Genomic DNA, 26,814 nt, shown 5'->3' with positions numbered 1-26,814 from the left:
CTGGTTTGCACAACAGACAGCAATGTCGTAATATTACTCGTTAACAAAACCAGACTACATGGCAGAAAAAGCCCAAAAACCCAAGTTTAGAGAAGCGGAAAATATCGTAGAAAATAAAGAACTAAATATTTGGGAGGCGCTCATTCCGGTTTTTGCACTGGTAGCCATGCTGGCCTATAATGTGTTCGTTTTTGGTGATAGTGCCATTGAAGGCTCTAATCAGTTCATTTTATTGCTTGGTGGTGCGGTTGCAGCTATCGTTGGTTTCAGAAACAAGGTCTCTTACAAGCAAATGTTGGCTGAAGTTGCGGAAAATGTTCGATCCACCACAGGCGCGCTACTTATACTTTTAATGGTTGGAGCACTCGCTGGCACCTGGTTAATTAGCGGAATAATACCTGCAATGATTTACTATGGTCTTTACATTCTTAATCCCACTATATTTCTTGCTGCCTGCGTTGTCATTTGTGCTATTATTTCCATTGCTACGGGCAGTAGCTGGACGACAGCCGCAACAATTGGTATTGCGCTAATAGGAATTGGTGATGTCCTCGGTATCTCCTTGGGAATGACTGCTGGAGCTGTACTATCAGGAGCATACTTCGGGGATAAAATGTCGCCATTAAGTGATACAACCAATTTAGCCCCGGTTATGGCAGGCGGAGAGTTGTTTTCCCATATAAGATATATGTCTCTTACCACAATTCCTACCATTACGGTTACCTTGTTGGCTTTTATTATCATTGGATTTGTAGCGGAACCAGATGGTTTAACTGACGCTTCTGAAATATTGGGAATTATTCAATCTAAATTCAATATCAATGGCTGGCTATTTATCGTTCCAGTGGTTGTTATTTTTTTAATCATAAAAAAAACTCCGCCGTTAGTTGCATTGTTAATAGGTACGCTTCTAGGAGGTGTTTTTGCTTTAATTTTCCAACCAAATATTGTCAGCGGTTTGGGCGGTGCAGATACTCTCACATTTGAATCTGGATATAAGGGCGTTCTTAATGCAATAACAATCGAAACGCAATTGGATGCACCTGACAAGTATTTAAAATTGTTTAAATCTAAGGGCATGCATGGTATGTTGGGAACCATTTGGCTAATTGTTTGTGCTATGGTTTTTGGTGGGATTATGGATGGAATTGGGGCCTTACAGCGCATTACTAAATCCCTATTGAATATGGCAAAAACCACTTTTGGGCTTTTTGCAAGTACAGTAGGAAGTTGTTTGGCTTTAAATGTTACTGCGTCCGACCAGTATTTGGCGCTTGTAGTACCCGGAAAAATGTTCTCAAAGGCCTATCAAGAACGAGGATTGGCCCCGGAAAATCTAAGTAGGACTCTTGAAGATTCCGGAACGGTTACTTCAGTATTAGTGCCCTGGAATACCTGTGGTGCCTATCACAGTGGCGTTTTAGGAGTGCCGGTTATCGACTACTTTGCCTTTGCCATTTTCAACTGGCTCAGCCCTTTCATGACCTTGTTGTTCGCTGCATTCAAAATCAAGATCAAACAATTGGCCACTAAATCGGAATAATTTCCCCGCATAGCATATTCGCTACCAATTTTTGATTTGGCTATCAAAGTCATAATATTCCACTGCAAATTTTTAAATTATCTCAGTAAAATAACCACGTGATAATGGATATGAAAAATCCATTCCAGGCTACTGAAATTAAGCTTACAGAAGTTTAAAATTCTCTCGTTCCATTCTAACTTTGTTTTTCCTTAAAAGCACAAAATCATTATGACATTAGTTGGTAAAAAATTTCCAAATTTAGAAGTAAATGCAATCGACAAATCTGGTGTTACTACCAAATTGAACATTCTTAAAAAGGCGCAAGAATCCAATAAAAAAGTGGTCTTGTTTTGGTACCCTAAGGATTTCACCTTTGTTTGTCCAACAGAATTACACGCTTTTCAAGCGGCAATTGAGGAATTCGATAAAAGAAATACCATCGTTATTGGTGCATCATGTGATACTTCGGAAGTTCATTTTGCATGGCTTAACACTCCTAAGAAAAACGGTGGGATTGAAGGTGTATCCTATCCTTTACTTGCAGATAGCAACAGAAATTTGGCCAGTACCCTGGGAATCTTGGATATTACGGACGAACGCTATGATGAAGAGACTAAGGTATTTACCGTTGAAGGCGACAATGTAACGTACAGAGCCACGTATTTAATTGATGAAGAAGGAACTATCTTCCATGAAAGCGTGAACCATATGCCATTGGGCAGAAACATTGATGAATTTATACGGCTAATTGATGCATATGCTCATGTTCAGGAAAAAGGCGAAGTCTGCCCAGCTAATTGGAATACAGGAGATGAAGCGATGAACGCTGACCGAAGTGGTGTAGCCGAATACTTATCAAAGCACGCCAATTAGTCCTAAGCCATTGCCCCATTAATTCTTTGGGGAAGGATATATTAGCAGTACAAATAGACAGTTTGAAAAAGACCTATTTAACTTGAATTAAATGGGTCTTTTTTTGTTTCGCACTATGGAATATTTAGTAATTTCATGGCTTAAATATTAGATATAATGGCATCAATAACATTAGGCGGAAATCCCGCTCACACAATAGGAGAACTTCCAGCGTTGAATTCTCAAGCTCCAGCATTTGAACTTACCAAATCAGACATGAGTGTAAAAACGTTATCCGATTATCAAGGAAGCAAAGTCGTACTTAATATTTTCCCTAGTGTAGACACTGGAACCTGTGCGAAATCCGTTAGACAGTTCAATGAGGAAGCTGCGGAACTAGATGGGGTTAAAGTACTTTGCATATCCAAAGACCTACCTTTTGCCCAGAATAGATTCTGTGGAGCTGAAGGCATAGAAAATGTGGAAATGTTATCAGATTACAAAACAGGTGCATTTGGCAAGGACTATGGATTGGCGTTTACAGATACCGCATTTGAAACCCTTTTGTCTAGATGTATTGTTGTACTGGATGAAAATGGAAAGGTCAGATACACGGAACAGGTTTCGGAAACGGCAGATGAACCGAACTACAAAGCGGCTTTAGAAGCGTTAATGGATGCCTAAGGAATCCTTTTTTATAAATAGGGTCAAAAGTGTTGGCTACGCCTTCAAAGGTTTATTCCTTTTATTAAGGACCGAAGCCAGCATACAAATCCAATTTGTAATAGCCATCATAATGACATTTGCGGGATTCTACTATGATATTTCGGCAAATGAATGGATTGCCCAATTATTGGCTATAGGATTGGTCATGGGAATTGAGGGGCTAAATACCGCGGTGGAAAAAATCTCCGACTATATCCAGCCCGAGGTCGACCCAAAAATTGGTTTCATCAAAGATGTTTCCGCCGGGGCAGTAATGATGGTTTCCATAATCGCAAGTATTGTTGGTCTTATCATTTATATCCCCAAAATTTGGGTATAACAACATCCGCAAGCACCGCAAGCAACGTAAATTTGTAAATTAGCCCCGATATTCAACAACTGCATGGCAAAAAAGAGGACAAAATCCAAATCTACATCAGCCAAGAAAAAGAAAGTATCGCTTAAGCCGTCCAAACAAAATAAAATCATTTTGGGAAGTCTTTTGATTATGCTTAGTATCGCACTCTTCTTTTCCTTTATGTCCTATTATTTTACATGGCAGGAAGATCAGAGCTTGTTAACCGAATTTGGAAACCGCAATGCGGAAGCCAGCAATCTGCTTAACAAATTTGGAGCAGCCGTAAGTCATTTTTTCATGTATCAGGGATTTGGACTAGCATCCCTGGTTTTTCCTGTACTTTTGGCCATTACAGGATTATACCTATTCCTTGGCTTGGACTGCAAGGGTTTGATCAGCAAATGGATTTGGGGCATAATCGCCATTATTTGGATATCCGTAGCATTGGGATTCTTTGCCATGGAACAACCTTTGCTGGGCGGTCTCATTGGTTATGAGATGAATGACTTTCTGCAGGACTATACAGGTAAAATCGGTGTATTCCTGATATTGTTGTTCTTATTGGTGGTCATTCTTGTGCGCCTTTTTAATTTTAGTCCAGAGGGCATTGGCAATTTTTTTAGGAAGCAACGCGAACAAATCAAATCAGATTTTAAGACCAAACCTTCACCAGAATCAGCTACAATAGTTGAAGAACAAAGTATAGAACTCAGCACCGATATTGATGAACCGGTTGCGGTAGACACTTATACACATAAAAAGGACATACCTCCTATAAATCCTGAGGCAGGACTGGATGTGAATATTCCGCAAGAAGAAGAAAGCGATATTGCACTGAAGGTAGAGGCCGTAAAAGAGGAAAAGGAAGAAAAAGATATCAAAGCGGAAAAACTGGTCAAGGATTTCGGCGAATTTGACCCTAAACTGGAACTGGGCAATTACAAGTTCCCTCCTATTGACCTTCTTGAACCGCATGGAGCTTCCGGCGGAATCACCATAAATCAGGAAGAACTCGAAGAAAATAAGAATAGGATTGTAAGCACCTTAAAAAACTACAAAATCGGTATTGCCCAAATTAAGGCTACCATTGGTCCTACAGTAACACTTTATGAAATAGTCCCTGAAGCTGGAATCCGGATTTCAAAAATCAAAAATCTGGAGGACGATATCGCTTTATCATTGGCTGCCCTAGGCATTCGTATTATCGCACCAATTCCAGGTAAAGGAACCATTGGTATTGAGGTGCCCAATAAAAATGCAAGTGTGGTTTCCATGCGTTCGGTTATCGCTTCCAATAAATTTCAAAAAGCGGAAATGGAGCTTCCCATTGCTTTTGGCAAGACCATAAGCAATGAAACCTTTGTAGTGGATTTAGCCAAGATGCCACATATGCTTATGGCAGGTGCAACGGGACAAGGAAAATCCGTGGGCCTAAATGCGGTGATAACTTCCTTACTTTACAAAAAACATCCGGCGGAAATCAAATTTGTTCTAGTAGACCCTAAAAAAGTGGAATTAACGCTTTACAATAAAATTGAGCGACACTTTCTGGCGAAACTACCAGATTCCGAGGATGCGATAATCACAGATAACACCAAGGTCATCAATACCTTGAATTCCTTATGTATCGAAATGGACAATCGATATGAACTATTGAAATCAGCGATGGTCCGTAACATCAAGGAGTATAATGTCAAATTCAAGGCCAGAAAATTGAACCCAAATGATGGGCATAAGTTTTTACCCTACGTGATTTTGGTCATTGATGAGTTTGCTGACCTGATTATGACCGCTGGAAAGGAAGTGGAAGCCCCAATAGCAAGACTAGCACAATTGGCCAGGGCCATTGGTATCCATTTGATTATTGCAACGCAAAGACCGTCTGTAAATGTTATTACGGGGATAATCAAGGCTAATTTCCCTGCACGTATTGCATTTCGGGTGACTTCAAAAATAGATTCAAGAACCATCTTGGATTCTCAAGGTGCAGATCAATTAATTGGACGAGGTGACATGTTGTTTACCCAAGGTAACGATGTTACGCGACTACAATGTGCCTTCGTTGATACCCCAGAAGTAGCAAAAATCACGGAGTATATTGGATCGCAAAGAGCTTACCCTGACGCACATCTTCTGCCAGAATATGTAGGTGAGGATTCTGGCACGGGTATTGATTATGACATTGCGGACAGGGATGCAATGTTCCGCGATGCCGCAGAAGTCATTGTAAATGCGCAGCAAGGTTCCGCATCTTTGATCCAACGTAAATTAAAATTAGGATACAATAGGGCTGGAAGAATCATAGATCAGTTGGAAGCTGCTGGTATTGTGGGACCCTTTGAAGGGAGTAAAGCGAGACAAGTATTGGTTCCCGATATCTTTGCCCTAGATCAATTATTGGAAAATGAGACAAAATAACAGCATGTTCAAAAAACTATTTTTATTCATAGGAATATTCAGTTTAACCTTAGCAGTAAATGCACAGAACTCAGACAAGGCCAAGGCACTGCTTGAAGAGGTTTACGCGAAAGTCACCAGTTATGATAACATTCAAATTGATTTTAAATACGGACTCGAAAACACCGAGGCCAACATAAATCAAGAATCCAGTGGTAATGTCACCCTCAGTGGCGAGAATTACTTCTTGGATTACTTAGGTGCACAGGTTATGAGCGATGGTGCTAAAGTCTACACAATTGTTCCAGAAAATGAGGAAGTCACCATAGATGCCATTTCTGAGGATGATAATAACATCACCCCATCAAAAATGTTGACTTTTTACCGGTCTGGCCATAATTATGCCTGGGATATCCTTCAAAATGTTGGTGGACGTAAAATCCAATATGTCAAATTAACCCCAATCGATTCCAACACGGAAATTCAATCAATTCTATTGGGCATCGATATGGGTACCAAACACATTTACAAGCTTATTCAAACTGGTAAAAACAGTACCAAAACCACCATTACCGTTAATTCTTTCAAAACCAATCAAGCATTGTCAAGTACACTGTTTACCTTTAACGCGAAAAAATACGAGGACGAAGGGTACTACATCATAAGAAATTAAGCATTGAAATTACTTGACCGGTATATATTATCGAGGTTTCTCTATAACTTTTTTAGCTCTTTCTGCATCTTGATCGTGATCTTCATATTCCAAGGAATATGGTTATTTATCGATGATTTGGCAGGCAAAGGCCTTGGTATTGTTATTATTGGCAAGTTTATTTTCTATTTCATTCCAACCCTGGTTGATAAAGTACTACCCTTAACCGTATTATTATCCTCCATCCTCACCTTTGGAACATTCGCGGAAAACTATGAGTTTGCAGCAATGAAAGCCTCTGGAATTTCGCTGCAGCGTGGTATGCGGAGTTTAATTGTTTTTGTACTGTTTCTGGGAGTGGTCACTTTCTTTTTTGCGAATAATATCATTCCAAAATCAGAACAAAAAATGTTCAACCTAAGACGTAACATTGCCAAGGTAAAACCTGCAGCAGCCATCACAGAAGGGGTGTTCAGTGATTTTGAAGGTACCGGCGAAGGAATGAACATCAAGGTTGAAAAGAAGTATGGCGAACAAGATCGTTTTTTGGACAATGTCATAATTCACAAAAAAACGGAACAAGCGGTAAACAATACGGTAATTAAAGCCAAAGAAGGGGAATTGATCAGTAGTGAAGACTCAGATATCATACAATTGGTTTTAAAGGATGGGAATTACTATGAGGAGCTCAAGCCAAAGTCGAGCAAGGAACGTCGCAAACACCCTTTTGCCAAGGCCCAGTTCGACACGTACACGATTAATATTGACATTTCTGAGCTCAACAACCAAGATTTGGAGGAGGATGGTAATATTACCACCGATAAAATGAAAAATGTTTTTCGACTGGTTAAGGACATTGATTCCTTGGAGAAAAACAATCTTGAAAAAGTAGAAGCTTTTTCAAAAAACATTTCTACGCGGATTGGTGCATTCACACCTGTTGTTGTCAATGATAGCATCGAGAAAAGCGAGCAAGTCTCCACCCTGGTAAAACCAAAAATTTCAGAGGAACAGAAAGCTCAATATGATAGCATTTCCTCGGTGCAGGAATTTGTGGACACGCTTCCAGATTGGCAACAGTTACAAGTAATGAGTTCTGCCCAAACCTCGGCCAAGGGAATCTTGACCACAGTGATTGCCAAAAAGGATGAACTCCAAAAACGATTTAAGTTCTACAACAGCCATATTCTGTCATTGCATAAGAAATATGCGCTGGCATTAAGCTGTATCATTCTGTTTTTCGTGGGTGCCCCTTTAGGCGCAATTATTCGAAAAGGTGGGTTGGGACTGCCCATGGTGATTGCAATCATCCTGTTTTTGACCTACTACTTTATCGGGGTATTCGCCGGAAACTATTCCAAAGAAGGAAACATACATCCTGCGTTAGGAGCATGGCTATCAACACTGATCATGTTACCAATGGGTATTTCGCTAACGCGAAGAGCAACTGCAGATAGAGGATTGATAGGCTTTGGGCACATTATAGATGGCATCAAGAATCTATTCAAGAAAAAAGACAAAGAAGACGGCGATTAATATGACCGATAAAGATAAAATCCAACTCAATGCCATAGAAGAGGCCATTGAGGACATCAGACAAGGAAAAGTCATCATTGTTGTAGATGACGAAAACCGTGAAAACGAAGGTGACTTTCTTGCTGCCGCAGAATTGATAACCTCTGAGACCGTGAATTTCATGGCCACACATGGGCGTGGCTTGATTTGCGTGCCTTTAACAGAAGGGCGTTGTGAGGATTTAGGGTTACATAAAATGGTGAGCCATAATTCGGACCCTCTGGAAACTGCATTTACCGTATCCGTGGATTTACGGGGTAACGGTGTAACCACAGGAATCTCTGCAGGTGATCGTGCAAAAACGATTATCGCGCTTACGGAACAAGCCACCAAGCCACATGATTTAGCGCGTCCCGGGCATATTTTCCCTTTAATCGCAAAGGAAGGTGGGGTGTTGAGAAGAACAGGCCATACAGAGGCCGCAATTGATTTTGCGCGTTTGGCCGATTTACAACCTGCTGGCGTAATCGTGGAAATCATGAACGAGGATGGTTCCATGGCACGTCTTCCTCAATTGATTGAGGTGGCAAAAAAATTCGATTTAAAAATAGTCTCCATTGAAGATTTGATTGCTTATCGCATGGAGCACGATAGCCTTATTGAACGTAAGGAATCCTTTGATATCAAAACCCGCTTTGGGGATTTTCGACTACGGGCATATAAGCAAACTACCAATGATCAAGTGCACATCGCCTTGACCAAAGGACATTGGAAATCCGGTGAGCCGGTGCTGACCCGTATCAATTCCACATTGATCAATAATGATATGCTGGGCACATTGACCAATAATCCTGATGAGCGTTTACAGCGGATGTTCAATGCTATCAATGCTGAAGAAAACGGCGCGATGATTTTTATCAACCAAGGTAATCAGCATATGAACCTTTTAGGGCGATTGGCAGAATTCAAAAAACTACAAGCCGAAGGTATCCATAAGGCTCCGAAAATTGATATGGATGCCAAGGATTTTGGTATTGGCGCACAAATATTACACGACTTGGATATCTCCAAGATCAGGCTACTGACCAATTCAGCCCAAACCAGACGGGTTGGCATGGTGGGCTATGGTCTTGAGATTGTGGACTATGTGAATTATTAGAGAATAGCTCCAAGAACATCAGCCATTTTCTTCGCCCTGGCCTGAACTTCAGATTCGGTCCAGCTCAGTTTTATCAAGCATGACAAATTACGTCCAACCCAATGGTCGGAGGCTGAAAAATCCGATTTATTATAATCTGGAAGCGCCTCCAAAACATCTTTCGGCAATCGGCCAAGGGCAGTCTTGTTGATTAAGTGCTCCCATTTTCGATAATAATGCCAATTGTTGTTGTACCAATAAAAACAACCATCAATTCCAGCCTCGGACAAAGCATTTTGGGCTTCAGCAGCCTTTGCTTCACTCGGTAGGAAAAAATTCAAAAAGGAATAGTTCTCCGCGCCCCCTTCTGGTACCGTCCTAAACTGGATTCCATCAATTGGCGCAATTGCCTCTCGTAATGTGGTATAATTTCGTTCTTGAATAGTCAAGAAATCATCCAATCGCGCCACTTGTGCCAATCCCACGGCTGCATTCAGTTCGGAAATTCGATAATTGTAACCTAAAAAAGGGTGCGCCTCCGCTCCCCTATCCGAACCAATATGGTCGTGTCCATGATCTGAGTACATATGTGCATTCTGGTAATAGGCCTCTTTATTGGTCAGCAATGCACCACCTTCTCCACAGGTAATGGTCTTTACATAGTCAAAGGAAAGGCATCCTAAATCCCCAATACTCCCCACTGCTTGCCCATTATACGTTGCACCAATGGCTTGACAGGCATCTTCCAATAATAAAATAGCATTAGCCTTACAAATTTCCTGCAAAGCCTTGAGGTTTGCCATGGACCCACACATATGGACCGGCATGATCACCTTGGTTTTATCGGTCAACGCTTTTTGTACTGCACTTGGGGACAAGGTTAGGGTATCATCAACATCAACCAAAACTGGCACTGCGCCCAAGGCAAGAATGGACTCAAAACTTGCAACAAAGGTAAAGGTAGGCATGATTACCTCATCCCCTGCTCCCACGCCTGCACTGGCTAAAGCAACGGTTAAAGCGGATGTACCACTGCTGGTAAGATGTACATATCCTGTCTGCATCCTTTCCGCTAAGGCCTTTTCCAACTCCTTGGCTTTCCAATGGCCGTTACGCATGCCATCAAAGCCATAACGCATCAATACACCAGAGTCGAGGACATCTTGTACTTGTTTTTTCTCGTTTTCCCCAAAAAGTTCAAATCCGGGCATATTCCAACTATTTTATCAATTAAAAAACCAAAGTTTTATAGCCATGACCAGTACCATGGCCACCAAAAATTTTTTGATGAATCCATCACCCTTCTTCACCGAAAAACGGCTGGATACCCAGGCTCCCGTTCCGTTTCCAATGGCCAATATCAGACCAACTTTCCATTCCACCTTATCGTTAAAAGCAAAAACTGCCAATGCAGCCAGCATATAGATAAATACGACCATCACCTTGGTGGCATTGACTCTAACCAGGTTCATCCGGTTATAAAAATGCATGAAAAGAATCATCAAAAATCCAAGCCCAGCATTAATAAAGCCTCCGTAAATACCAAAGAAGAAAAAGACGATGATGCTGACCCATAAATATTTACCGGTCAAACGCTCCTGCATTTCCTCAAGTTTTAGTTTGGGTTTGAATAGGATAATCAAAACCACGGATATCATTACAATAGCTAATATTTTGTTGAATGCCTCGCCATCAACATCCACGGCAATACGAGCACCCACGATAGCTCCTAAAAAAGCGGAAATACCGAGGTATATATTAAAAGGAAATGTGGATACGCCCTTACTTTTGAATCCGGCAGTTGCCATTGCAGTTTGTATTACAATAGCCACCCTATTGGTTCCATTGGCTACGGCCGGCGGTAATCCCAGAAATATCAAGGTGGGTAATGAGAGCAATGAACCACCACCAGCCACGGTATTGATAAAGCCTACGGCAAAACCCACAACCACTAAAAGCACATAATGGTACCATTGATCCATGGGCACAAAAGTAAGTGGTATTGATGGATTGGGAATCTTAATTAAAATAAAGTGGTCAGGTTTTTTTGTAAATAAAAAAGCTTAGTATATTTGCACCCGCATTGGAGGAATGGCAGAGTGGTCGAATGCGGCAGTCTTGAAAACTGTTGAGGGTCACACCTCCGGGGGTTCGAATCCCTCTTCCTCCGCAATCTAAGTTTAAAAGCCCCTTTAATAAGGGGCTTTTTTATTTCTTCATTTTTATAGCTTCTTTTAAAACCAGCAGTTTTATTCCTAATTTGGGTGTTTAGAGATGTATATTACGTTTCTATGAACAAGTTGACAGCTATATAAAAATGACGGAAATAGACGATATAGAATTAGCCAATAGAATTAGGCAAAACGTTATGAATATCTTGGACTTGTGGTCTTCGAAAGAAGAGCAATTGAAATATCAAAAAAATGTCCCGATTGCCCAGGTTTCAGCTGAACTATTCTGTCAATGGGCAGATGACTTTTACCATCCCGAGTCGACTCAATTCAAAATGGCGTTTGATGAGAAAGAAAGAGAATTACTTTCTGACTTTGACAAAACGTTAAACGATATAAGTGACAAGACCACGAACGATTTACCGTACTTTGATGACTTTGTGAAAACAAAGGAATGGAAAGTTGTTAATCGAGCGGCAATTAAGACGTTAGAAAAAATAAAAAATACGGCTGCCAACAATGGCTATAAGTAATTGCTACCGCTCGCCTACTTCTGAATATCCTCGCGGATTTTCAGTTCGGTGTGTACTTGTAAAGTTAAGTGCTAACCCACGCAACTACTGATAGCCGAAACCGTTAGCAGCAATACAAATAAACCACATGAGAATAATTTTAGTCCTATTTGTTATAAGTCTATATTCTTGCAAAACTGAAAACAAAGAACGCACATTCAACCATTCCGATTATGGTGATCTTCAGGCAAAATTAGATTCTTTATATGGTACTCACTTTGATGAAAATAGTCCAGGCGCTGCATTACTAGTATTATACGACAACAAGAAAATAATTAATAGAGGTTATGGTTTGCGCAATCTTGAAACAAAAGAGCCAATTACACCTTCAACCAATATGAGATCAGCGTCTCTGGCGAAACAGTTTACATGTCTTGGAATATTAAAACTAATGGAAGAAGGCAAGCTTTCGTTAACTGATACAATTTATAAATACTTTCCATATCCAATTTTTAAAAATGTAACCATCAAACAATTCATTTCGCATACTTCAGGCATTGAAGATGCCGATTGGATAATTGAAAATAGTACAACGCACTCCAACGGGTATGCTAGTAATGAAGATACCATAGAATGGTATGCAAAAAATGAAGTAATCCGTTTTCCACCTGGAACTGCGTTCGAATACAATAATGGTACGTATACCACCCTGGCCCAAATTATTGAAAAGGTCAGCGGAATGAAATTTGAGCATTATATTAAGACGCATGTTTTCGATAAAGCCGGAATGACTACATCTCAATATATAGATGATGCAGATGCTTCCAAAATTCCAGAATATGCCTATCGTTATGAGCGAGATAGCCTTTATAAATGGAAATCAGTAGAAGGTCATCGCATGGATGAATTAGTGGGTCCAGGAGGTATTTATCTAAGCTTGAATGATTATGCCAATTATATTGAAGCACTCCGTAACAAAACCATCCTAAATGGTGAATCACATCAGTTAATTTTTAAGCCAATATCTATGGATATTGAATTATGCTCAGAGGATTTAGAGATTTTAAAGAATAAACCATCATTTTATGCTATGGGTTGGGAAGTGACAGATTCTCTTGCTATGCATGGAGGTCTTTGGTATGGTGCACAAAATTTTGTGATTCATGAGCGAAAGCGTCCTTTAACGATTGTAATGCTATCAAATAATGATGACTTTTTTGAAAATAGAATAGTAGATAAAACCTACTCAATTGTAGACGATTATTTTAATACAGCTGCTAACAATGTGTATTAGCAATAGCGATTTAATTGATAAAACGAAAGAATAAACATCAAACAGAGGTCAGTACAAAACTGAAAGGGTTGTTAGTAGAAATCCGCTACTACTCGTACACGCGCCCGTTAGATGCCATACCCATAAATATGAACCTTATGAAAAAAATTTTAACCCTAGCGCTACTGAGTAGCTCCATACTTGCATTCAGCCAAACTTTTGATAAACAAATTGACAAGATGGTCAACGGTACCGAAAAGCAGGTTATCGACTGGAGACATTGGTTTCATGAAAATGCGGAATTAAGCAATCGTGAGTTCAAGACCGCTGAGCGAATCGCTAAAATACTACGAGAAATCGGATACGAACCGCAGACTGGAGTGGCCAAAACTGGTGTGGTGGCAGTATTGAAAGGTGGAAAACCTGGACCCGTCGTAGGCCTACGAGCAGACATAGACGGACTACCTGTAAAAGAACGTGTGGACATCCCTTGGGCTTCCAAGCGAATGGGAGAATATAATGGGGAACAGGTCCCCGTCATGCATGCATGTGGACATGATACACACCTGAGCATCTTACTCGGCGTAGCAAAAATGCTCTGGGAAATGAAGGATCAAGTCCCGGGTACCGTTAAATTAATTTTCCAACCCGCTGAAGAAGGAGCACCTGCTGGAGAAGAAGGAGGTGCGGAACTCATGATCAAAGAACAAGTGCTAAAGAATCCAGACGTGGATGTCATATTTGGTTTGCACATTGACGCTTTTACGCCAGTAGGAACACTTCGGTCTCGCCCTGAGGGGATTTATGCTGCTTCTCATTCTTTTCGCATCGACATCAATGGAAAGCAATCCCATGGCTCAGCACCCTGGTCTGGTACCGATCCAATCGTAACGGCTGCACAGATTATCAACAACCTCCAGACAGTGGTCAGCAGAAATGCCAATTTAATCACGGCACCTGCTGTTGTTACGGTGGGGGCCATTCACAGTGGAAATCGCTCCAATATCATTCCTGAGAATCTTTACATGCTGGGTACCATAAGAACTCTAGATCCCGAAATGACGGATCTAGTACACAAAAGGGTAAGAGAGGTGGCCACTAAGACTGCAGAATCCAACAATGCTGAGATCACCATCACTATTGATAAAGGAAATCCGGTCACCTATAATGATCCTTCGCTGTATGAGCAGATGCTCCCGACCCTCAAGCGTGCAGCAGGTGCAGGAAAGTATGAGGTGATGAAGCCGATCACAGGAGGTGAAGATTTCTCCTATTACCAGAAAGAAATTCCTGGTCTATTCTTTGATATTGGTGGATGTCCTCCCGGTAAGGACCCCAAAACGGTAGCGGATCATCATACACCGGATTTTTATGTAGACGATACAGGAATGAATTTAGGGATGAAAGCCATGATGAGACTCGCCCTGGACTACCTTAAGAATAATTAAGATACAGCATCAAACACAGAGTATAATTCATACCGCTAAATTGATAAGAAAAAAGCATTCTGCATATTTTTATATATGATTTTCGTCAGAATCAACCTGCGGATGATTACACAACGAAATCATAGCCTAGACCGTTGTGTGACATTTTTCAGATTTTAAAAGCGATACCGATTACTGTTGTTTTCCCACTGTAACACTATTGGTTTTGGCTCGTCTCCGAAGTATTACATCGCTAAATTAAAACATGAAATTATGATTGATAATACTTCACAAAAGACTATACAGAAGCAAGCTAAAATTGTGGGATTCACCTATTTACTAACGACTTTAATCGGTTTTGTAAATAATTTTTGGATTAAACCAGGATTACATAAAACGGAAACACTGCTTCAATCAGAAGTTCAATTTAGAATAGCCGAATTTTTGGATATGCTAATGTTTGTTCTTGTAATGTGGATGGCGGTAGCTCTTTATTTAGTTACAAAAAACATTCATAAAAATCGAGCACTACTTGGTCTTGTTTTTAGAACAGCTGAGGTAGTTTTAGGGTTTGTGATTCTTTTTATAAATTTTGCTCCACTGACCATTCTAAAGAAAGCAGATAAATATAACTTCAACCATATTGAACTGGATTCATTGGCAACGCTATTTTTTGACATTTCAAATATTGGTTGGAATCTTCATCTAATTTTGATGAGCATTGGTGCAATTATATTCATGTCGCTGCTATTGTCTGCATCATATATACCGAAATGGCTGGGCTATTGGGCATTGTTTACATACATCATTGTATTATTAGGTTTTGGTTTACAGATACTTTTGCCAGAATTCCCTAAAAACCTCATGATCGTAATGGCTCCAGGTGCAATGTTCGAATTAATATTTGGAATATGGCTATTGGTAAAAGGGGTAAAGCTCAAGCAGGTTTGATAAATGCGGATTTTGAATATTATTTTAGAAATTTAGTACAAGAGTGAAAAAAATAATAGTACACATCATTGTACATAAAAACAGGCGCAATAATGCTAAATTTAAGGCTTCCAACCCGTGTCTAACCTTTTTGCCTAAATAAGAAAGATTGTAAATGGAAATTCCTGTTTTTCATATACGAACCCTTGGCTGTAATTTGCAAAATGAGTATCTACGCATACAGCATATTATTTGTTGATTAAAAATACACCCTAAACGTAGATGTACAACCAAATGATGAGAACCTATATTAAGCTTGTTTCAATAGTGTTCGTAGCACTTCTTAGTGCTTGTCATGAAAAGAAAAATACCAGTCCTCAAGATCACCTTAGTGGTCAATCCGAGTTTGTTGAATGGGCGCAGCAAAAAAAGATTACCCTTAATTCATTCACCGAGTCCGAAAGTAATTCGGATTTGGAGGCTATTTTCCAGAATGCTGCTAATTACAAGGTGATTGCCCTATCCGAAGGGTTCCACAACTGTAAGGAAATGCTACAGCTACATCATCGAATGATTCGCTATTTGGTAGAAGAACATGGATTTAACACAGTAGTTACCGAAAGTGGTTTGCCCGAGTCAAGATTAGCATACAACTACATCAAAAACAAACCACACGCCGTAGCTCCTTGGAATAATGGCATCAACAAAATGTATGCTGCATGGCAAGAAGGTCGCACGCTTATTGAATGGATGCGGGAATACAACCGTTCCCATGAGAATGAATTATCGTACTACGGCATTGATATTGGTGGTTTCTACCACAATTGGAAGACGCCGTTAAACAATGTTTTGGAATACCTGGAAACTGTAGATGCTCCTTATGCCACAGCTCAAAGCGAAAGACTTGAACCCTGGTTAGAAATCCTATCTGAAAATGCGCGAATAAAATACATCAATGAATTGTCGCAAGCAGACCGTGATGAGCTCGCACGGATATTAGTTGAAATGTCAAATTATTTCCAAATAAACAAAGACCAGTTTATCTCAAAAAGTTCTAATCAGGAATATCAATGGGCCAAGCAAAGTACCATGGCAATGCGAATGGCTGAAAACTATTACAGAAATTATATGGGCCAGCGAAACGGCACACCAGAATATGTTGGCTTAAACGGGCGTGAAATAGCAATGGCAGAAAATGTCAAATGGGTCCTGGAACATAAGAAAGACGCCAAGGTTATTCTCATAGATCACGTGGTTCATACCAAAACTGAAACACAGCATCAAGATGGGCTTTATGGCTTTTTCACCCCAGCAGGTGAAATCCTAAAACAAGAACTCAAGGATAGTTTGTTCATTGTAGGCATGACCTATGGCGGCGGCAAATTTTGGAATGATTGGCATACTATCGATTCAAGGTTTATTGACACTATTCCGCAAAGTAGTCCAAATGGCATTGAAAAGACCATGGCAAAGATTGGTACAGAACCTTATTACATTCATTGGAAGGACAACACAAACAATTCCAAAACATGGATGAACTCATTGCTTCGTATGCGGGAAAACAATTATTTCATCAATATCAAACCTATTGAATGGGATGGCTGTGTATACTTGCCCGATGTGTCACCAGGTACTCCTATGCGTTAAGAGCAATTACTAAAGCTCTGCATCCAACACCATTTGGAGTATGGTACCAATATTCTCAAATGACACCTGATTCTTGATATACGTATCCACTAAATGGACAAAAACCATATTCTTTTGCGGTATAACCTCCATCCATTGACCACCTGCTCCCCTTGCGGAATATGTACCTGCAGGTAGATCACAATTGGGCAAATACGGTCGTGCATTTAAGTTTGTGGCAACCCACCACATATAACCATAACCGTCCCCATTGTATATCTCGGCATCCCAATAGTACTTCGTACTTTCATCTGCCCACGATTCCGGTACAAGCTGATTGCCATTCCAGTTGCCCTTATTCAGCATCAACTGTCCAAATTTGGACATATCCGTTGCAGAAATGGTGAACATATAGGCAGGATGTATGGATCTTGTTGGAGTCCAAGAAATACTATCTGACAATTCAAAATTGGCCCCAATGGGATCCATAATGTCAGTTTTGAGCGCCGCATAAAAGTTATTTTGGGTTTCTTGCTCAAAAATTGTTCGCAATACGTTGAAATCCCAATTGTTGTATATCCAAAAAGTTCCAGGGACATGTGAATCCTGATCTGGTTTCAAATCATGCATAAATTCAGACTCCGCTTCTGCAGTATGAAATACGCCTGAAACAGATTGCAGGCAATGTTTTACTGTGGCCGTCTTTTCCTGGTCCGTTAAGGTCGGAATATCATCTATGTTCAAATCGAGCATAGTTGCTTCCATATCAATAGTGCCATCATCAACATACTTACCATACAAAGCGCTCATAAAACTCTTTCTAGTAGAATGTGTAATGAATTTTCTATCAACATCCCCCCATTGGTATAAAATCTCTCCATCCACAAGTATGATTACTGCAGCAGTCTTTGTATTTTGGATTGCCCACGCTTCTACAGCCTGCAACTTTTCCAAGGAATAGCCAAGAATGCTGTCTTCTGTATCTGTATCATCATCCTCTTCCCTTTCATTTCCGGTGGCAACAATCACATCATCAGTTCCTGCGCCATTGGAATCACTGGAGCAAGCGGTAAAGCCAATTCCGAGCAGAAATAGCCAAATCAAAAACTGGTATTCTATATTAATTTTCATCCTACGCATTTTTTATGTGGTACAACTCAACAGCTAAATCTGTTGTTAAAACCGATTAAAGATCTAATATGTACGAAGTTGTGACATTTCAATTATTGCTTATTTTGAGGTCACCTGAAAAAAGAAGCAAATTCTGCGATTATCTTAGCTTTGAGTTTATTCGCATCAATCAACATGTTGGAGTATCGCAATAATATCGTTCGCATTGATAATGGAAATATGCCAAAGTTTCCGGTCCGTTTTTCGAACGAAATTTATTTATCCCATGGTACATCTCCAAAGAACCCCTCACCTGTATCCTATGCTTCGTCTTTTGCGCTTAAATGCGTGATAGCAGGAAATGAAAGATATCTGGTAGATGGAAAATTGGAAAATCTGTCGGCGGGCTCCATACTTTTTATAGAACCTGAATCCAAGGTAGAGTTTCTACATTCCGAAGGAGCCGCAACTTCTATTTTCCTAAAGGAAGAAATACTCAGAAAATCGCTTTTTATGCTTAGCATGGGGGATAAAATCTTGGATTATCCCTTTGACGAACCTCATATGGAGAACATTCCTTTTTACAGGATAAAAAGTTATCGGAATACAAAAGAACTGAAGAAAATTGTTTCCAAGGTCATCAATGCACCGGAGATTTTGGATTTGGATTTTTACATGGAATTGGCGGAAGATGTCATTATTGCCCAAAATGAACACTTCTTAAAGAAGAACAATCTGGATTTCAAGAAAAAATCTACGCGATTGGAAATTTTCCGGCGTTTATCATTGGTCAGGGAATATTTGGAAGACAATTTAAGTGAGTCTGTTCATCTAGATGAAATGGCGGCAATTGCATGTCTTTCCAAATACCATCTTGTACGGACATTCAAAAAGATTTACAGTAAATCCCCACGCCAATATCATCTTGATTTAAGAATTACCGCCATTCATAAGCTGTTAACTTCTAAATTGGAATTTGAATCCATCAACCAGTTAGTGGCGTGTTTTGGTTTTAATGAATATTCTGTTTTCTACAAACATTACGTGAATAGGTATGGACAAATGCCAAGTGGGTCAATGCCTAAATCCTAGACACACTGTCCTGAAATCCCATTTTACTTCCTTAATTTTCTTAGTTTAGAGGAATCATTGCTAACCCTAATTATTACCTTTTAAAAACATAAGGGCTTATGCTTTTAACTCAGATGTATCACTCATCAAAAACCCAACGACCCAATTTTCTCCGCTCCTACTTTTATCTACATATTTTAAGCTTAATAGCACTTTCGGGTTGTGTTACTGAAAAGATGGACAATCATGAATTCCAATTGGAAACGTATGCGTTAAACGAGCTAACCTATCCTGAATCAGCCGTTGAAATCCCAAGTTCGATGCATACGCAATTTGTTCAAAATTTCTTTGCCCCTTGGAACACCCCTGCAGAAAAGCTACTACAACAAATGGATTCCGTGCCCGGTAAAAATCTTTCCTATTTGGAAACTTACCTCAAGGATGATGCATGGTATGGAGAAAACAAAAAACCGCATACGAAATGGCAACGTGAGGAAATCGTGCAAAACGTAACCACTGAAGATTTTCCGAATTTGAATAGAAAGGGTATTGTAATCGCTCATACAAACTTGCGCAGGTTACCGACTCACCGCCCTGGTTTTGACACCTATTCCAAAGCAGGTGAAGGGTTCCCATTTGACTATTTCCAGGATACTAGCCTATGGGCAAATACGCCTGTATTAATTGCCCATTCTACAAAAGATAAGCAATGGGCCTATGTAATTAGCCCTTATTATAAGGGGTGGGTTCCTATGCGCGATTTGGCCTTTGTGGATGATAGCTTTACAAAGAAATGGCAAAATGGAAGGTACTGTATGCCACAATCTGATACTTTGAATTTAATTAGCAAGACCTTCAACTTTGCCATAAATGCCAAAATGGGGATGGTGCTCCCGTATGATGAATTGCTAAATGAATCGAATGCGGTAGAAGTTTTTTGGGTCAATGCAGACGAGAATTTGAACGCAACAATTAAAAAAGCCAAGGTGGCCAAAAATAAAGTTGCCTTTGCTGGGCATAGTTTTGATAAAACCAACCTGGAAAAACTAGTTGCCAATTTAGTGGGCAGACCCTACGGCTGGGGTGGTTATCTTGAGAATAGGGATTGTTCTTCCATGATTAGGGATTTATTGGGTACGTTTCAAATATGGCTACCGCGTGACTCAAAAGATCAAGTATTGATAGGAAATCAATATGATTTGTCAGGCAACTCAATAGCAAAGTCCCAATTGATCAAAGACAAAGGCGTTCCCTTTCTGACAATCCTTAGAAAAAAAGGCCATAATATGCTTTATGTTGGAAACGACTCAAATGGAGAGCCCCTAATTCTACATGCCATTTGGGGATTAAAAACCACATATGCCAATGCTAAGTTAGAAGAGTATTTAAGCGCCTATCCCATTGAAGGAATCCATAAAGATGCCGACGGAACGCTTAAAGGACGTTATGTGATCGGGGAGGCTATTATCAGCACTATACATTTGGGTGATGGGAATAACGGTATTACCTTACCCCTAGTTGATGAAATGTATGCGCTCACCAATATTCTTGTAGATTAAAACAATCTTTAAGACATTTCAAATTGTACTAGATTGGCGGGTTATAAAAAATCTGCAAGAAAAAAGGCCTTGAAATTGTCAAGGCCTTAACGTTTATTCATTGATTCATCCACTAGTTGAACCAAAAGTCCACTCCTAGGGAAACAATATCCCATGAGTCTCCATCCAAGGATACACTTCTATAGGAAAGGATAAGATCAATAGTTTCTGTTATGCTATACCCAGCTTGAGGGCTCCAATAAAAGCCGCCATCATTTCCATCGTTAATACCTAATGCATAACCCAATTCCGCTCGGGCCAAAAATTGATCCGTGATGTCAAATTGTGCCCGACCACCAATAGGTAAGAACTGTACATCTTCAATATCTACAGTGAATCCTCCAATATTGGCTTCATCGCCAAAAGAATGTGAATAACCTATTCTAGGTCCTGCACTGATGTTATCATCAATTTCCAAGATGTAAGCCAGGTCGATGGCAATGGCAAAAGTTGCCAAATCACCAGCATCCCCTACAGGTAATCCCAAATGTCCGCCTGCTTGAAAGCGGCCTTGGGAATAGGTCGACATTGCTCCAAATACGAGCACTAAAGAAAACAATACAAGTTTTTTCATACGATATTAGTTTTTTGATTCTTTCATAAAAATAGGGATTTATATACATTATTGTTAAAATTTTACTTCATATTATTGGATAAATTGGTAAATCCATAATTTTAGTTCGAATCAATAGCTTGCAAAAAACACATTGGAAACATGAAGAAAAGAAGGGAATTCTTAAAGAAATGCGGTCTTGGCACCTTACCATTTCTAACACCAGCACTTGGGTTTAACACGCTTACCGATGAAAACCATCTAGCTACTAACGATAAAAAGCCTTTGGTAAACTTCATTTTTGACGGTTTAGGGCTTTCACCATCAGATTACATTGATAGACTACAGAAAATTGATGTTGAATCAACAATAAGACCCGACTTCTATGGAAATGGGGGTGCAACCAAGGAATTGGAATACGCTTTTGCCAAACTTACTGGAAAGGAAAAGGCTATATATCTACCCACGGGAACCATGGCCAATCAATTGGCCATTAAGCTGCTCAACGGTTCCAATACCAAAGTAATCGTGCCTGAAAATTCACATATTTATAGAGATGAAGCAGATGCTGCCCAAAGTGTACACAGCAAACGATTGATTGGAGTTGGTAAGGGCAAACACTTTTTTGATTTGGAAGCGTTGAAATCAGCTATAGATTATACCACAACGGGTGAGGTTTTTAAAAGTGGCTTAGGTACAATCGCCATTGAAAATCCAGTTCGTAGAGCGGATGGAAGAATGGTCCCTATCAACATTATCAAGGAAATTTCCGCCTATTGTAAAAAAGAAAACTACAAATTGCATTTAGATGGTGCAAGAATACACATTGCTGCTGCATACTCGGGTGTTCCTGTTTCTGAATACGCTTCTTATTTTGATACGGTATATATCTCCTTGTACAAATATTTAAACGCTGGTGGTGGGGCAATGCTCTGTGGGTATGCAGCCATAATTGACCAAATTTCCCATTATATCAAAGTTTATGGGGGAACAACTTTTCAAAGTTGGGGCAATACCGCCATGGCCATGCATTATTTGGAAGGGATTGATACCCGATGGCAAACAGTGGTATCCGTCTTTAATGAATTTGTGCAAAAACTCAATAAACTAGAGGGAATTGAAGTTTCGTCTTTAGAGAATGGCACAAATATCCATAATCTTAAATTGGATAAAACTGTGGACTTAAAAAAAATGGCGACCAACTTGTATACCGAACATAATATCTGGCTAGGAAGGGCCAATAATGAAGGTATTGTTAAGCTTACCGCGAACGAAAGCATATTGACACGTGATTTAGCCGATATTGTTGGAGCATTGGAAACATCACTTCAAAAAGCAAAAGGATAATTGACAAAAAGTTCTGAGCTCGTTCGCTACTTCCTACGCCATTATAACCTACTACATCACTATATCATTTTTCCATTGGTAAGGTGCGGGTATGTCCACATCATCAATCAATTGTCTAATGTCAATTTCAATACCTCTGCTTAAGTCCGTAATCGGAACATCGTTTGGTCCTCCCTCGAATGGATTTTCGGTATTCTCACCAATCTTTTCCATGGTATGGAAAACCCATGAAATCAATGCGCTAAAAGGAATGGAAAACCATACAAAGTGTTTTCCTATAAATAGTTGCAATTCTTGTGTTATCTTGAAATAGGCGGGGTTTACTTGCAGATATCCAATGATCTTGTTTCCAATTACTTCAAATTCCTCCATTATTCCAAAGGGCAGCAATAGGATGAAAATCCAAACAAAAACAAAGTTCAAGGTTGCAAATTGCCTTGGGTAGGGAAAGTTCTTTATACGCTCACTTTTTCCTTGTAGTGTATAAAATTCAGTAATCATGGACATCATTTCCATGTGCCTGAAATCTTCAATATGTCCATCCGCCATCAATGCTCCTAATCGTCTGGATTGAATACCCAGAATTTGCGAAGCTTGATTGCCTTTAGCAAAAATTTCATCCATCTCTTTCTGTTCGAGATAAGGAGCTATCGCCTCTTCAACAGGAACTGAATCTTCCATAACGGTATATTGGGTGGCTCTGAACTCGCTATTGGATTTCTGGTTTTTTAGATGCATTTCCCATGGTTTGTCTTTTCTAAGTTGGTACCGTAATGCTGTCAGCCACGCAACATGTCGATGTACCAATTCCTGCTTTATCTTCCAAAGTTCTTCTTCACTTTTAGGTTGAACAGCATTTTTATTGGTGACAAAATCCTTGGCCATTACTGTCCATGACCTGGAAGCGTTTACAATACCTCCCCAAATTTTTCGGGCCTCCCAAAGTCGGTCATAAGATGCATTGTTCTTAAAACTGACTATAAAGGCTACTGCGGTACCCAAAACACCGAGAGGTAACCAAGGTACATGAAGCCATTTCCAACGAATAATATCAAAAAGGACTACGGGAATCGTTGCTAGTAATAAAAAAAGGAAAATGTGTCTCCGTGTCCACCTTATAACTCCTTTCACTGGAAATATACGTCGAGTATACATAAATCAAGTCTAATTGGTTTTCTGTTAAATTAGGTAATTTCTTTAGAATGAAACGATATTCATTTGCATTGAAGCATAGGGCTTCCACCAAATTTACTACCCATTAATCTTATCATAAAAAAAGTTGATTTGAAACCTAACAGATGCTACTTTAGTAGCAAGCTTTTGTTTTTAGCACAGAATCTTATGATTGCGGAAAATCTTTTAGGAATCACATTTGTGAAGGATATTACTCTTTTACTCAACGCCTTCGGCGTTGCAAACTGCTTGGTTTTGTCCATTTGGTTTTACCGAACCAATTCCCCGAAATCGAATAAAAAAAATAAACTTGTCGCGCTATTGCTTTTGGTATTGGGACTTACCATCTTAAATACAGTTTTGAACCATAGCGGCTACCATAGTGTTTTCCCTAACTATGAAGTTTTTAGCAATGCCCTGGCCTATACAATTGCTCCATTATTGTATTTAATAGTTTCGGACAAATCACCTGATGCTAACAGTAAAAGAAGCTGGATGCACCTTAGCCCTTTTGGTATGATCATATTAGGTCTGATTACCTTACAATTTATACCGTCAAGCAATATTTTGACATCCATAGTTGAATCAATGGTTTCTGGTCCTATTCACAAATTGTTTTGGAACTTTCATTTTTTCATCTATCTCTATTTGGCCGCTAAGTCATTGCCAATATTGCACACAAAGAGAAATGCAAAATTGGATCATGTGCTATTTTGGGGGATTGCTGTTATTTGGATGGTGAACCTTTTGATACTATTCTTTGGTAATCTCATCCAACCACTGAGTTCAATAATTCGGTTAAACATCACTTTGCTTTTCTTAAGTCTGACCATTGTAATTTTCTATAAAAAATTACTCCCATCGGATGTTAACCCCAAAATGAAACGTAAATCCAGTATAAAAGAGTCCAATGAATATTCGCTTGTTATTGAAGAAATCGAGGAGAAACAACTTTATACCAATCCTGGTCTGAATATCCGAAACCTGTCCAAAGCCATCGGGATCCCCTACTCGGAATTGAGCCGAATCATTAATGATGGAAGTGGTACCAATTTCAATAACTTCATCAACCGTATGCGGATTAATCATGTGTTGAAACAAATCCGAACAAATGCACATACCAACTACACTATCATGGGTTTAGCCAGAAAAGCAGGCTTTCGTTCCGCATCTTCATTTTATTCCGCATTCAAAAAAGAAATGGGCACTACCCCGTCCGATTTCATAAAGAACCTATAAGTCTACACTTATTCGGAATCGCAATTCCGAACAATATTTCAATCATCTGAGCTTAAGTAAGTGGTAAACTTGTAATTCATCAAGGGAACTTTTCCTTTTCATCAATCAATTCCACAAACAATGAAAATCACATTGAGCACTATTGCGAACACACTTTTGTGTGGTATGCTATTTGCCTGCTTCACGTATGGCACCAAGCCAAACAGAACAATCGCCGAAAATCCTAAAAATGTTTCATACAACATTACATTGCATGAGAAGCAACCTGATATTCTAAAAATAGAAGGTAATCTTAAAATGAACGGTACCCGACTCTATATGGCAAATGGAGCGCAGCAACTCCCCAGAAGGTGGGCTAACTTTATAAAAAACCTAAGCGCAACAGATGACAAGGGTCGAGATTTAAGTATAACCGAGCATGAAGATGGAGGATGGACTGTAAATGATGGTCATAACAAAAGGATAACCTTGAATTATGAATACCATCTAGACCACATGGAACATGAATGGAGTGGTGGTTTAGATGGGGTAGCCTATTCAACTGATTGGGGAAACTTTTATGCAGGAAGAACGCTTTTCATTTATAACAATTTGGATGAGACCAATATTGAGCTAAAATTCAATATTCCAAACGTTATGAAACTCACACATCCCTGGGAGCCTAAAAAAGAGAATCCTAAAATTCTAGAGGCAAATACGATGTTGGACGTAACGCTATCCATGTTTTTTATTGGTCAGCAAGAAGAGACAAAAATTCAGAAAGATGGTTTTGAGTTGCGATTTGCCTTAGGGGGCAACGGCGTGATCAGTGAAAAAGCCGAATATCTAAAAATGGCAAATGGGGTAATGGACTACTACATACAATTAATGGGAGGCATACCAAATCCACCACCAGGTAGCACTTTGAAGTCATGCGTGGTAGTCATCAACGAGGCAGAAAAAACAGATGGTGAAGTGCTTGGAAACAATATCAGTATTATGGTCCAAAAAGATGCTGACCCAATGTCCAAAATGCTATCCAAATTCATATTTGCCCATGAATTCTTCCATTTATGGAACGGTAAATCCTTTATTCCAGAAAATGAACGTCTAGAATGGTTTAAAGAAGGATTCACAAATTACTATACTCTAAAATCGCTAAGACAGATTGGTTTTATGGACGACCAAGCTTTTCTTGATGTGTTAAACCAATTGTTTTATCAACGGTACATCAACGATGACGGACTTGGCACTATTGCCATGGTACAGGGCGACCAAAAACATGGACATTGGGGTTTAATTTATGCAGGGGGCATGTTCGCCGCTATTGCCCAAGACATGATCATAAGAAAGCACACTGGGAATTCCAAAAACTTAGATTACTTGATGCGCGGACTCTATCGGGATTTTGCAGGCACTAACGAATTGTACAGTATGGAGGACATTAGGTCAAGGCTTACCGCTTTAAGCGGATTGGACCAAACATCGTTTTTTGAAACTTATATTGAAGGGATGGCTACATTACCAATAGACGAATACCTCTCCTTGGCACCCTTTGAAGCATCTATTTCGAACAAATCCTTGCAAATTATGTTTAGGGAAAATCTTACCCAGGATGAATCTGAAATGCTCGAAGGTTTTTTTGGTAAATCAGATTTCTGAA

23 protein-coding genes and 1 tRNA gene are annotated in these 26,814 nt (G+C 39.7%); 19 read left to right on the top strand and 5 right to left on the bottom strand.

Features of this window, described 5'->3' with window-relative positions; genetic code table 11:
* The first annotated feature begins 58 nt into the window (after positions 1-58).
* The 8 genes from nhaC (at position 59) to ribB (ending at position 9,163) form a co-directional block, all read left to right on the top strand.
* Positions 59-1,543, top strand: coding sequence for a Na+/H+ antiporter NhaC (gene nhaC / locus M3P19_RS04165; RefSeq protein ID WP_249656366.1), 1,485 nt, complete (start codon positions 59-61; stop codon positions 1,541-1,543).
* Between the two features lie 210 nt (positions 1,544-1,753).
* On the top strand, positions 1,754-2,398 hold the full coding sequence (locus tag M3P19_RS04160; RefSeq protein ID WP_249656365.1) for a peroxiredoxin: 645 nt from the start codon (positions 1,754-1,756) through the stop codon (positions 2,396-2,398).
* Positions 2,399-2,554: 156 nt separating this feature from the next.
* Entirely contained in the window at positions 2,555-3,061 is a 507-nt protein-coding gene (gene tpx, locus M3P19_RS04155; protein WP_249656364.1) for a thiol peroxidase, read from the top strand.
* The gene (locus M3P19_RS04150; RefSeq protein ID WP_249656363.1) at positions 3,054-3,422 is read left to right on the top strand and encodes a diacylglycerol kinase; all 369 of its coding nucleotides are present in this window, start codon (positions 3,054-3,056) and stop codon (positions 3,420-3,422) included. Before tpx ends, M3P19_RS04150 begins: the two co-directional genes overlap by 8 nt.
* A 63-nt stretch (positions 3,423-3,485) precedes the next feature.
* Positions 3,486-5,858 (top strand): FtsK/SpoIIIE family DNA translocase, encoded by a 2,373-nt coding sequence (locus M3P19_RS04145; RefSeq protein WP_249656362.1) that lies wholly within the window; start codon positions 3,486-3,488, stop codon positions 5,856-5,858.
* 4 nt (positions 5,859-5,862) lie between these two features.
* Positions 5,863-6,510 (top strand): outer membrane lipoprotein periplasmic chaperone LolA1, encoded by a 648-nt coding sequence (lolA1, locus tag M3P19_RS04140; RefSeq protein WP_249656803.1) that lies wholly within the window; start codon positions 5,863-5,865, stop codon positions 6,508-6,510.
* Between the two features lie 72 nt (positions 6,511-6,582).
* A complete protein-coding gene (locus M3P19_RS04135; protein WP_249656802.1) occupies positions 6,583-8,025 on the top strand; it encodes an LptF/LptG family permease in 1,443 nt (480 codons plus the stop codon).
* A gap of 1 nt (position 8,026) precedes the next feature.
* Positions 8,027-9,163: a 3,4-dihydroxy-2-butanone-4-phosphate synthase gene (gene ribB / locus M3P19_RS04130; protein WP_249656360.1), complete on the top strand. Its 1,137-nt coding sequence runs from the start codon at positions 8,027-8,029 to the stop codon at positions 9,161-9,163.
* On the opposite strand, the gene M3P19_RS04125 is transcribed toward ribB, so the two are convergent.
* Together M3P19_RS04125 and M3P19_RS04120 are read right to left on the bottom strand one after the other, a co-directional pair.
* Entirely contained in the window at positions 9,160-10,353 is a 1,194-nt protein-coding gene (locus M3P19_RS04125) for a DegT/DnrJ/EryC1/StrS family aminotransferase (RefSeq protein ID WP_249656359.1), read from the bottom strand. The genes ribB and M3P19_RS04125 overlap by 4 nt on opposite strands.
* 15 nt (positions 10,354-10,368) lie before the next feature.
* On the bottom strand, positions 10,369-11,124 hold the full coding sequence (locus M3P19_RS04120) for a sulfite exporter TauE/SafE family protein (protein WP_249656358.1): 756 nt from the start codon (positions 11,122-11,124) through the stop codon (positions 10,369-10,371).
* Between the two features lie 103 nt (positions 11,125-11,227).
* On the opposite strand from M3P19_RS04120, the gene M3P19_RS04115 reads away from it, so the two are divergent.
* From M3P19_RS04115 to M3P19_RS04090, 6 genes are all read left to right on the top strand, one after another.
* Positions 11,228-11,312 (top strand) — tRNA-Ser (locus M3P19_RS04115).
* 147 nt (positions 11,313-11,459) lie between these two features.
* Entirely contained in the window at positions 11,460-11,846 is a 387-nt protein-coding gene (locus M3P19_RS04110) for a hypothetical protein (RefSeq protein WP_249656357.1), read from the top strand.
* A gap of 127 nt (positions 11,847-11,973) precedes the next feature.
* Positions 11,974-13,119, top strand: coding sequence for a serine hydrolase domain-containing protein (locus M3P19_RS04105; RefSeq protein ID WP_249656356.1), 1,146 nt, complete (start codon positions 11,974-11,976; stop codon positions 13,117-13,119).
* 128 nt (positions 13,120-13,247) lie between these two features.
* A complete protein-coding gene (locus M3P19_RS04100) occupies positions 13,248-14,546 on the top strand; it encodes an amidohydrolase (protein ID WP_313791609.1) in 1,299 nt (432 codons plus the stop codon).
* A gap of 252 nt (positions 14,547-14,798) precedes the next feature.
* On the top strand, positions 14,799-15,476 hold the full coding sequence (locus tag M3P19_RS04095; protein WP_249656355.1) for a DUF4386 domain-containing protein: 678 nt from the start codon (positions 14,799-14,801) through the stop codon (positions 15,474-15,476).
* Positions 15,477-15,752: 276 nt separating this feature from the next.
* Positions 15,753-17,102, top strand: coding sequence for an erythromycin esterase family protein (locus M3P19_RS04090; RefSeq protein WP_249656354.1), 1,350 nt, complete (start codon positions 15,753-15,755; stop codon positions 17,100-17,102).
* A 9-nt stretch (positions 17,103-17,111) separates the two neighbouring features.
* On the opposite strand, the gene M3P19_RS04085 is transcribed toward M3P19_RS04090, so the two are convergent.
* Positions 17,112-18,212 (bottom strand): serine hydrolase domain-containing protein, encoded by a 1,101-nt coding sequence (locus M3P19_RS04085; RefSeq protein WP_249656353.1) that lies wholly within the window; start codon positions 18,210-18,212, stop codon positions 17,112-17,114.
* 174 nt (positions 18,213-18,386) lie between these two features.
* Here M3P19_RS04085 and M3P19_RS04080 point away from each other — a divergent pair, with 174 nt between their 5' ends.
* Both M3P19_RS04080 and M3P19_RS04075 read left to right on the top strand, forming a co-directional pair.
* Positions 18,387-19,283 carry a helix-turn-helix domain-containing protein gene (locus M3P19_RS04080; RefSeq protein ID WP_249656352.1) on the top strand — a complete coding sequence of 299 codons (897 nt, stop codon included), beginning with the start codon at positions 18,387-18,389 and terminating at the stop codon, positions 19,281-19,283.
* A gap of 98 nt (positions 19,284-19,381) precedes the next feature.
* A complete protein-coding gene (locus M3P19_RS04075; protein WP_249656351.1) occupies positions 19,382-20,821 on the top strand; it encodes a C40 family peptidase in 1,440 nt (479 codons plus the stop codon).
* A 112-nt stretch (positions 20,822-20,933) separates the two neighbouring features.
* Here M3P19_RS04075 and M3P19_RS04070 read toward each other — a convergent pair whose 3' ends face one another.
* On the bottom strand, positions 20,934-21,434 hold the full coding sequence (locus tag M3P19_RS04070; protein WP_249656349.1) for an outer membrane beta-barrel protein: 501 nt from the start codon (positions 21,432-21,434) through the stop codon (positions 20,934-20,936).
* Between the two features lie 141 nt (positions 21,435-21,575).
* Here M3P19_RS04070 and M3P19_RS04065 point away from each other — a divergent pair, with 141 nt between their 5' ends.
* Positions 21,576-22,760 (top strand): threonine aldolase family protein, encoded by a 1,185-nt coding sequence (locus M3P19_RS04065; protein ID WP_249656348.1) that lies wholly within the window; start codon positions 21,576-21,578, stop codon positions 22,758-22,760.
* A 51-nt stretch (positions 22,761-22,811) separates the two neighbouring features.
* Here the strand turns inward: M3P19_RS04065 and M3P19_RS04060 are convergent, their stop codons facing one another.
* A complete protein-coding gene (locus M3P19_RS04060) occupies positions 22,812-23,915 on the bottom strand; it encodes a bestrophin family protein (RefSeq protein WP_249656346.1) in 1,104 nt (367 codons plus the stop codon).
* A 129-nt stretch (positions 23,916-24,044) separates the two neighbouring features.
* Between M3P19_RS04060 and M3P19_RS04055 the strand changes: the two genes are divergently transcribed.
* Positions 24,045-25,172: a helix-turn-helix domain-containing protein gene (locus M3P19_RS04055; RefSeq protein WP_249656345.1), complete on the top strand. Its 1,128-nt coding sequence runs from the start codon at positions 24,045-24,047 to the stop codon at positions 25,170-25,172.
* A gap of 120 nt (positions 25,173-25,292) precedes the next feature.
* Complete coding sequence (locus M3P19_RS04050) at positions 25,293-26,813, top strand: M61 family metallopeptidase (protein ID WP_249656343.1); 1,521 nt, start codon at positions 25,293-25,295, stop codon at positions 26,811-26,813.
* Position 26,814 lies beyond the last annotated feature (1 nt).

Source organism: Flagellimonas spongiicola (assembly GCF_023502425.1).
GTDB lineage: Bacteria > Bacteroidota > Bacteroidia > Flavobacteriales > Flavobacteriaceae > Flagellimonas > Flagellimonas spongiicola.
The sequence above is the reverse complement of the archived record's forward strand: the minus strand, read 5'-3'. Positions and strand labels throughout refer to the sequence as shown.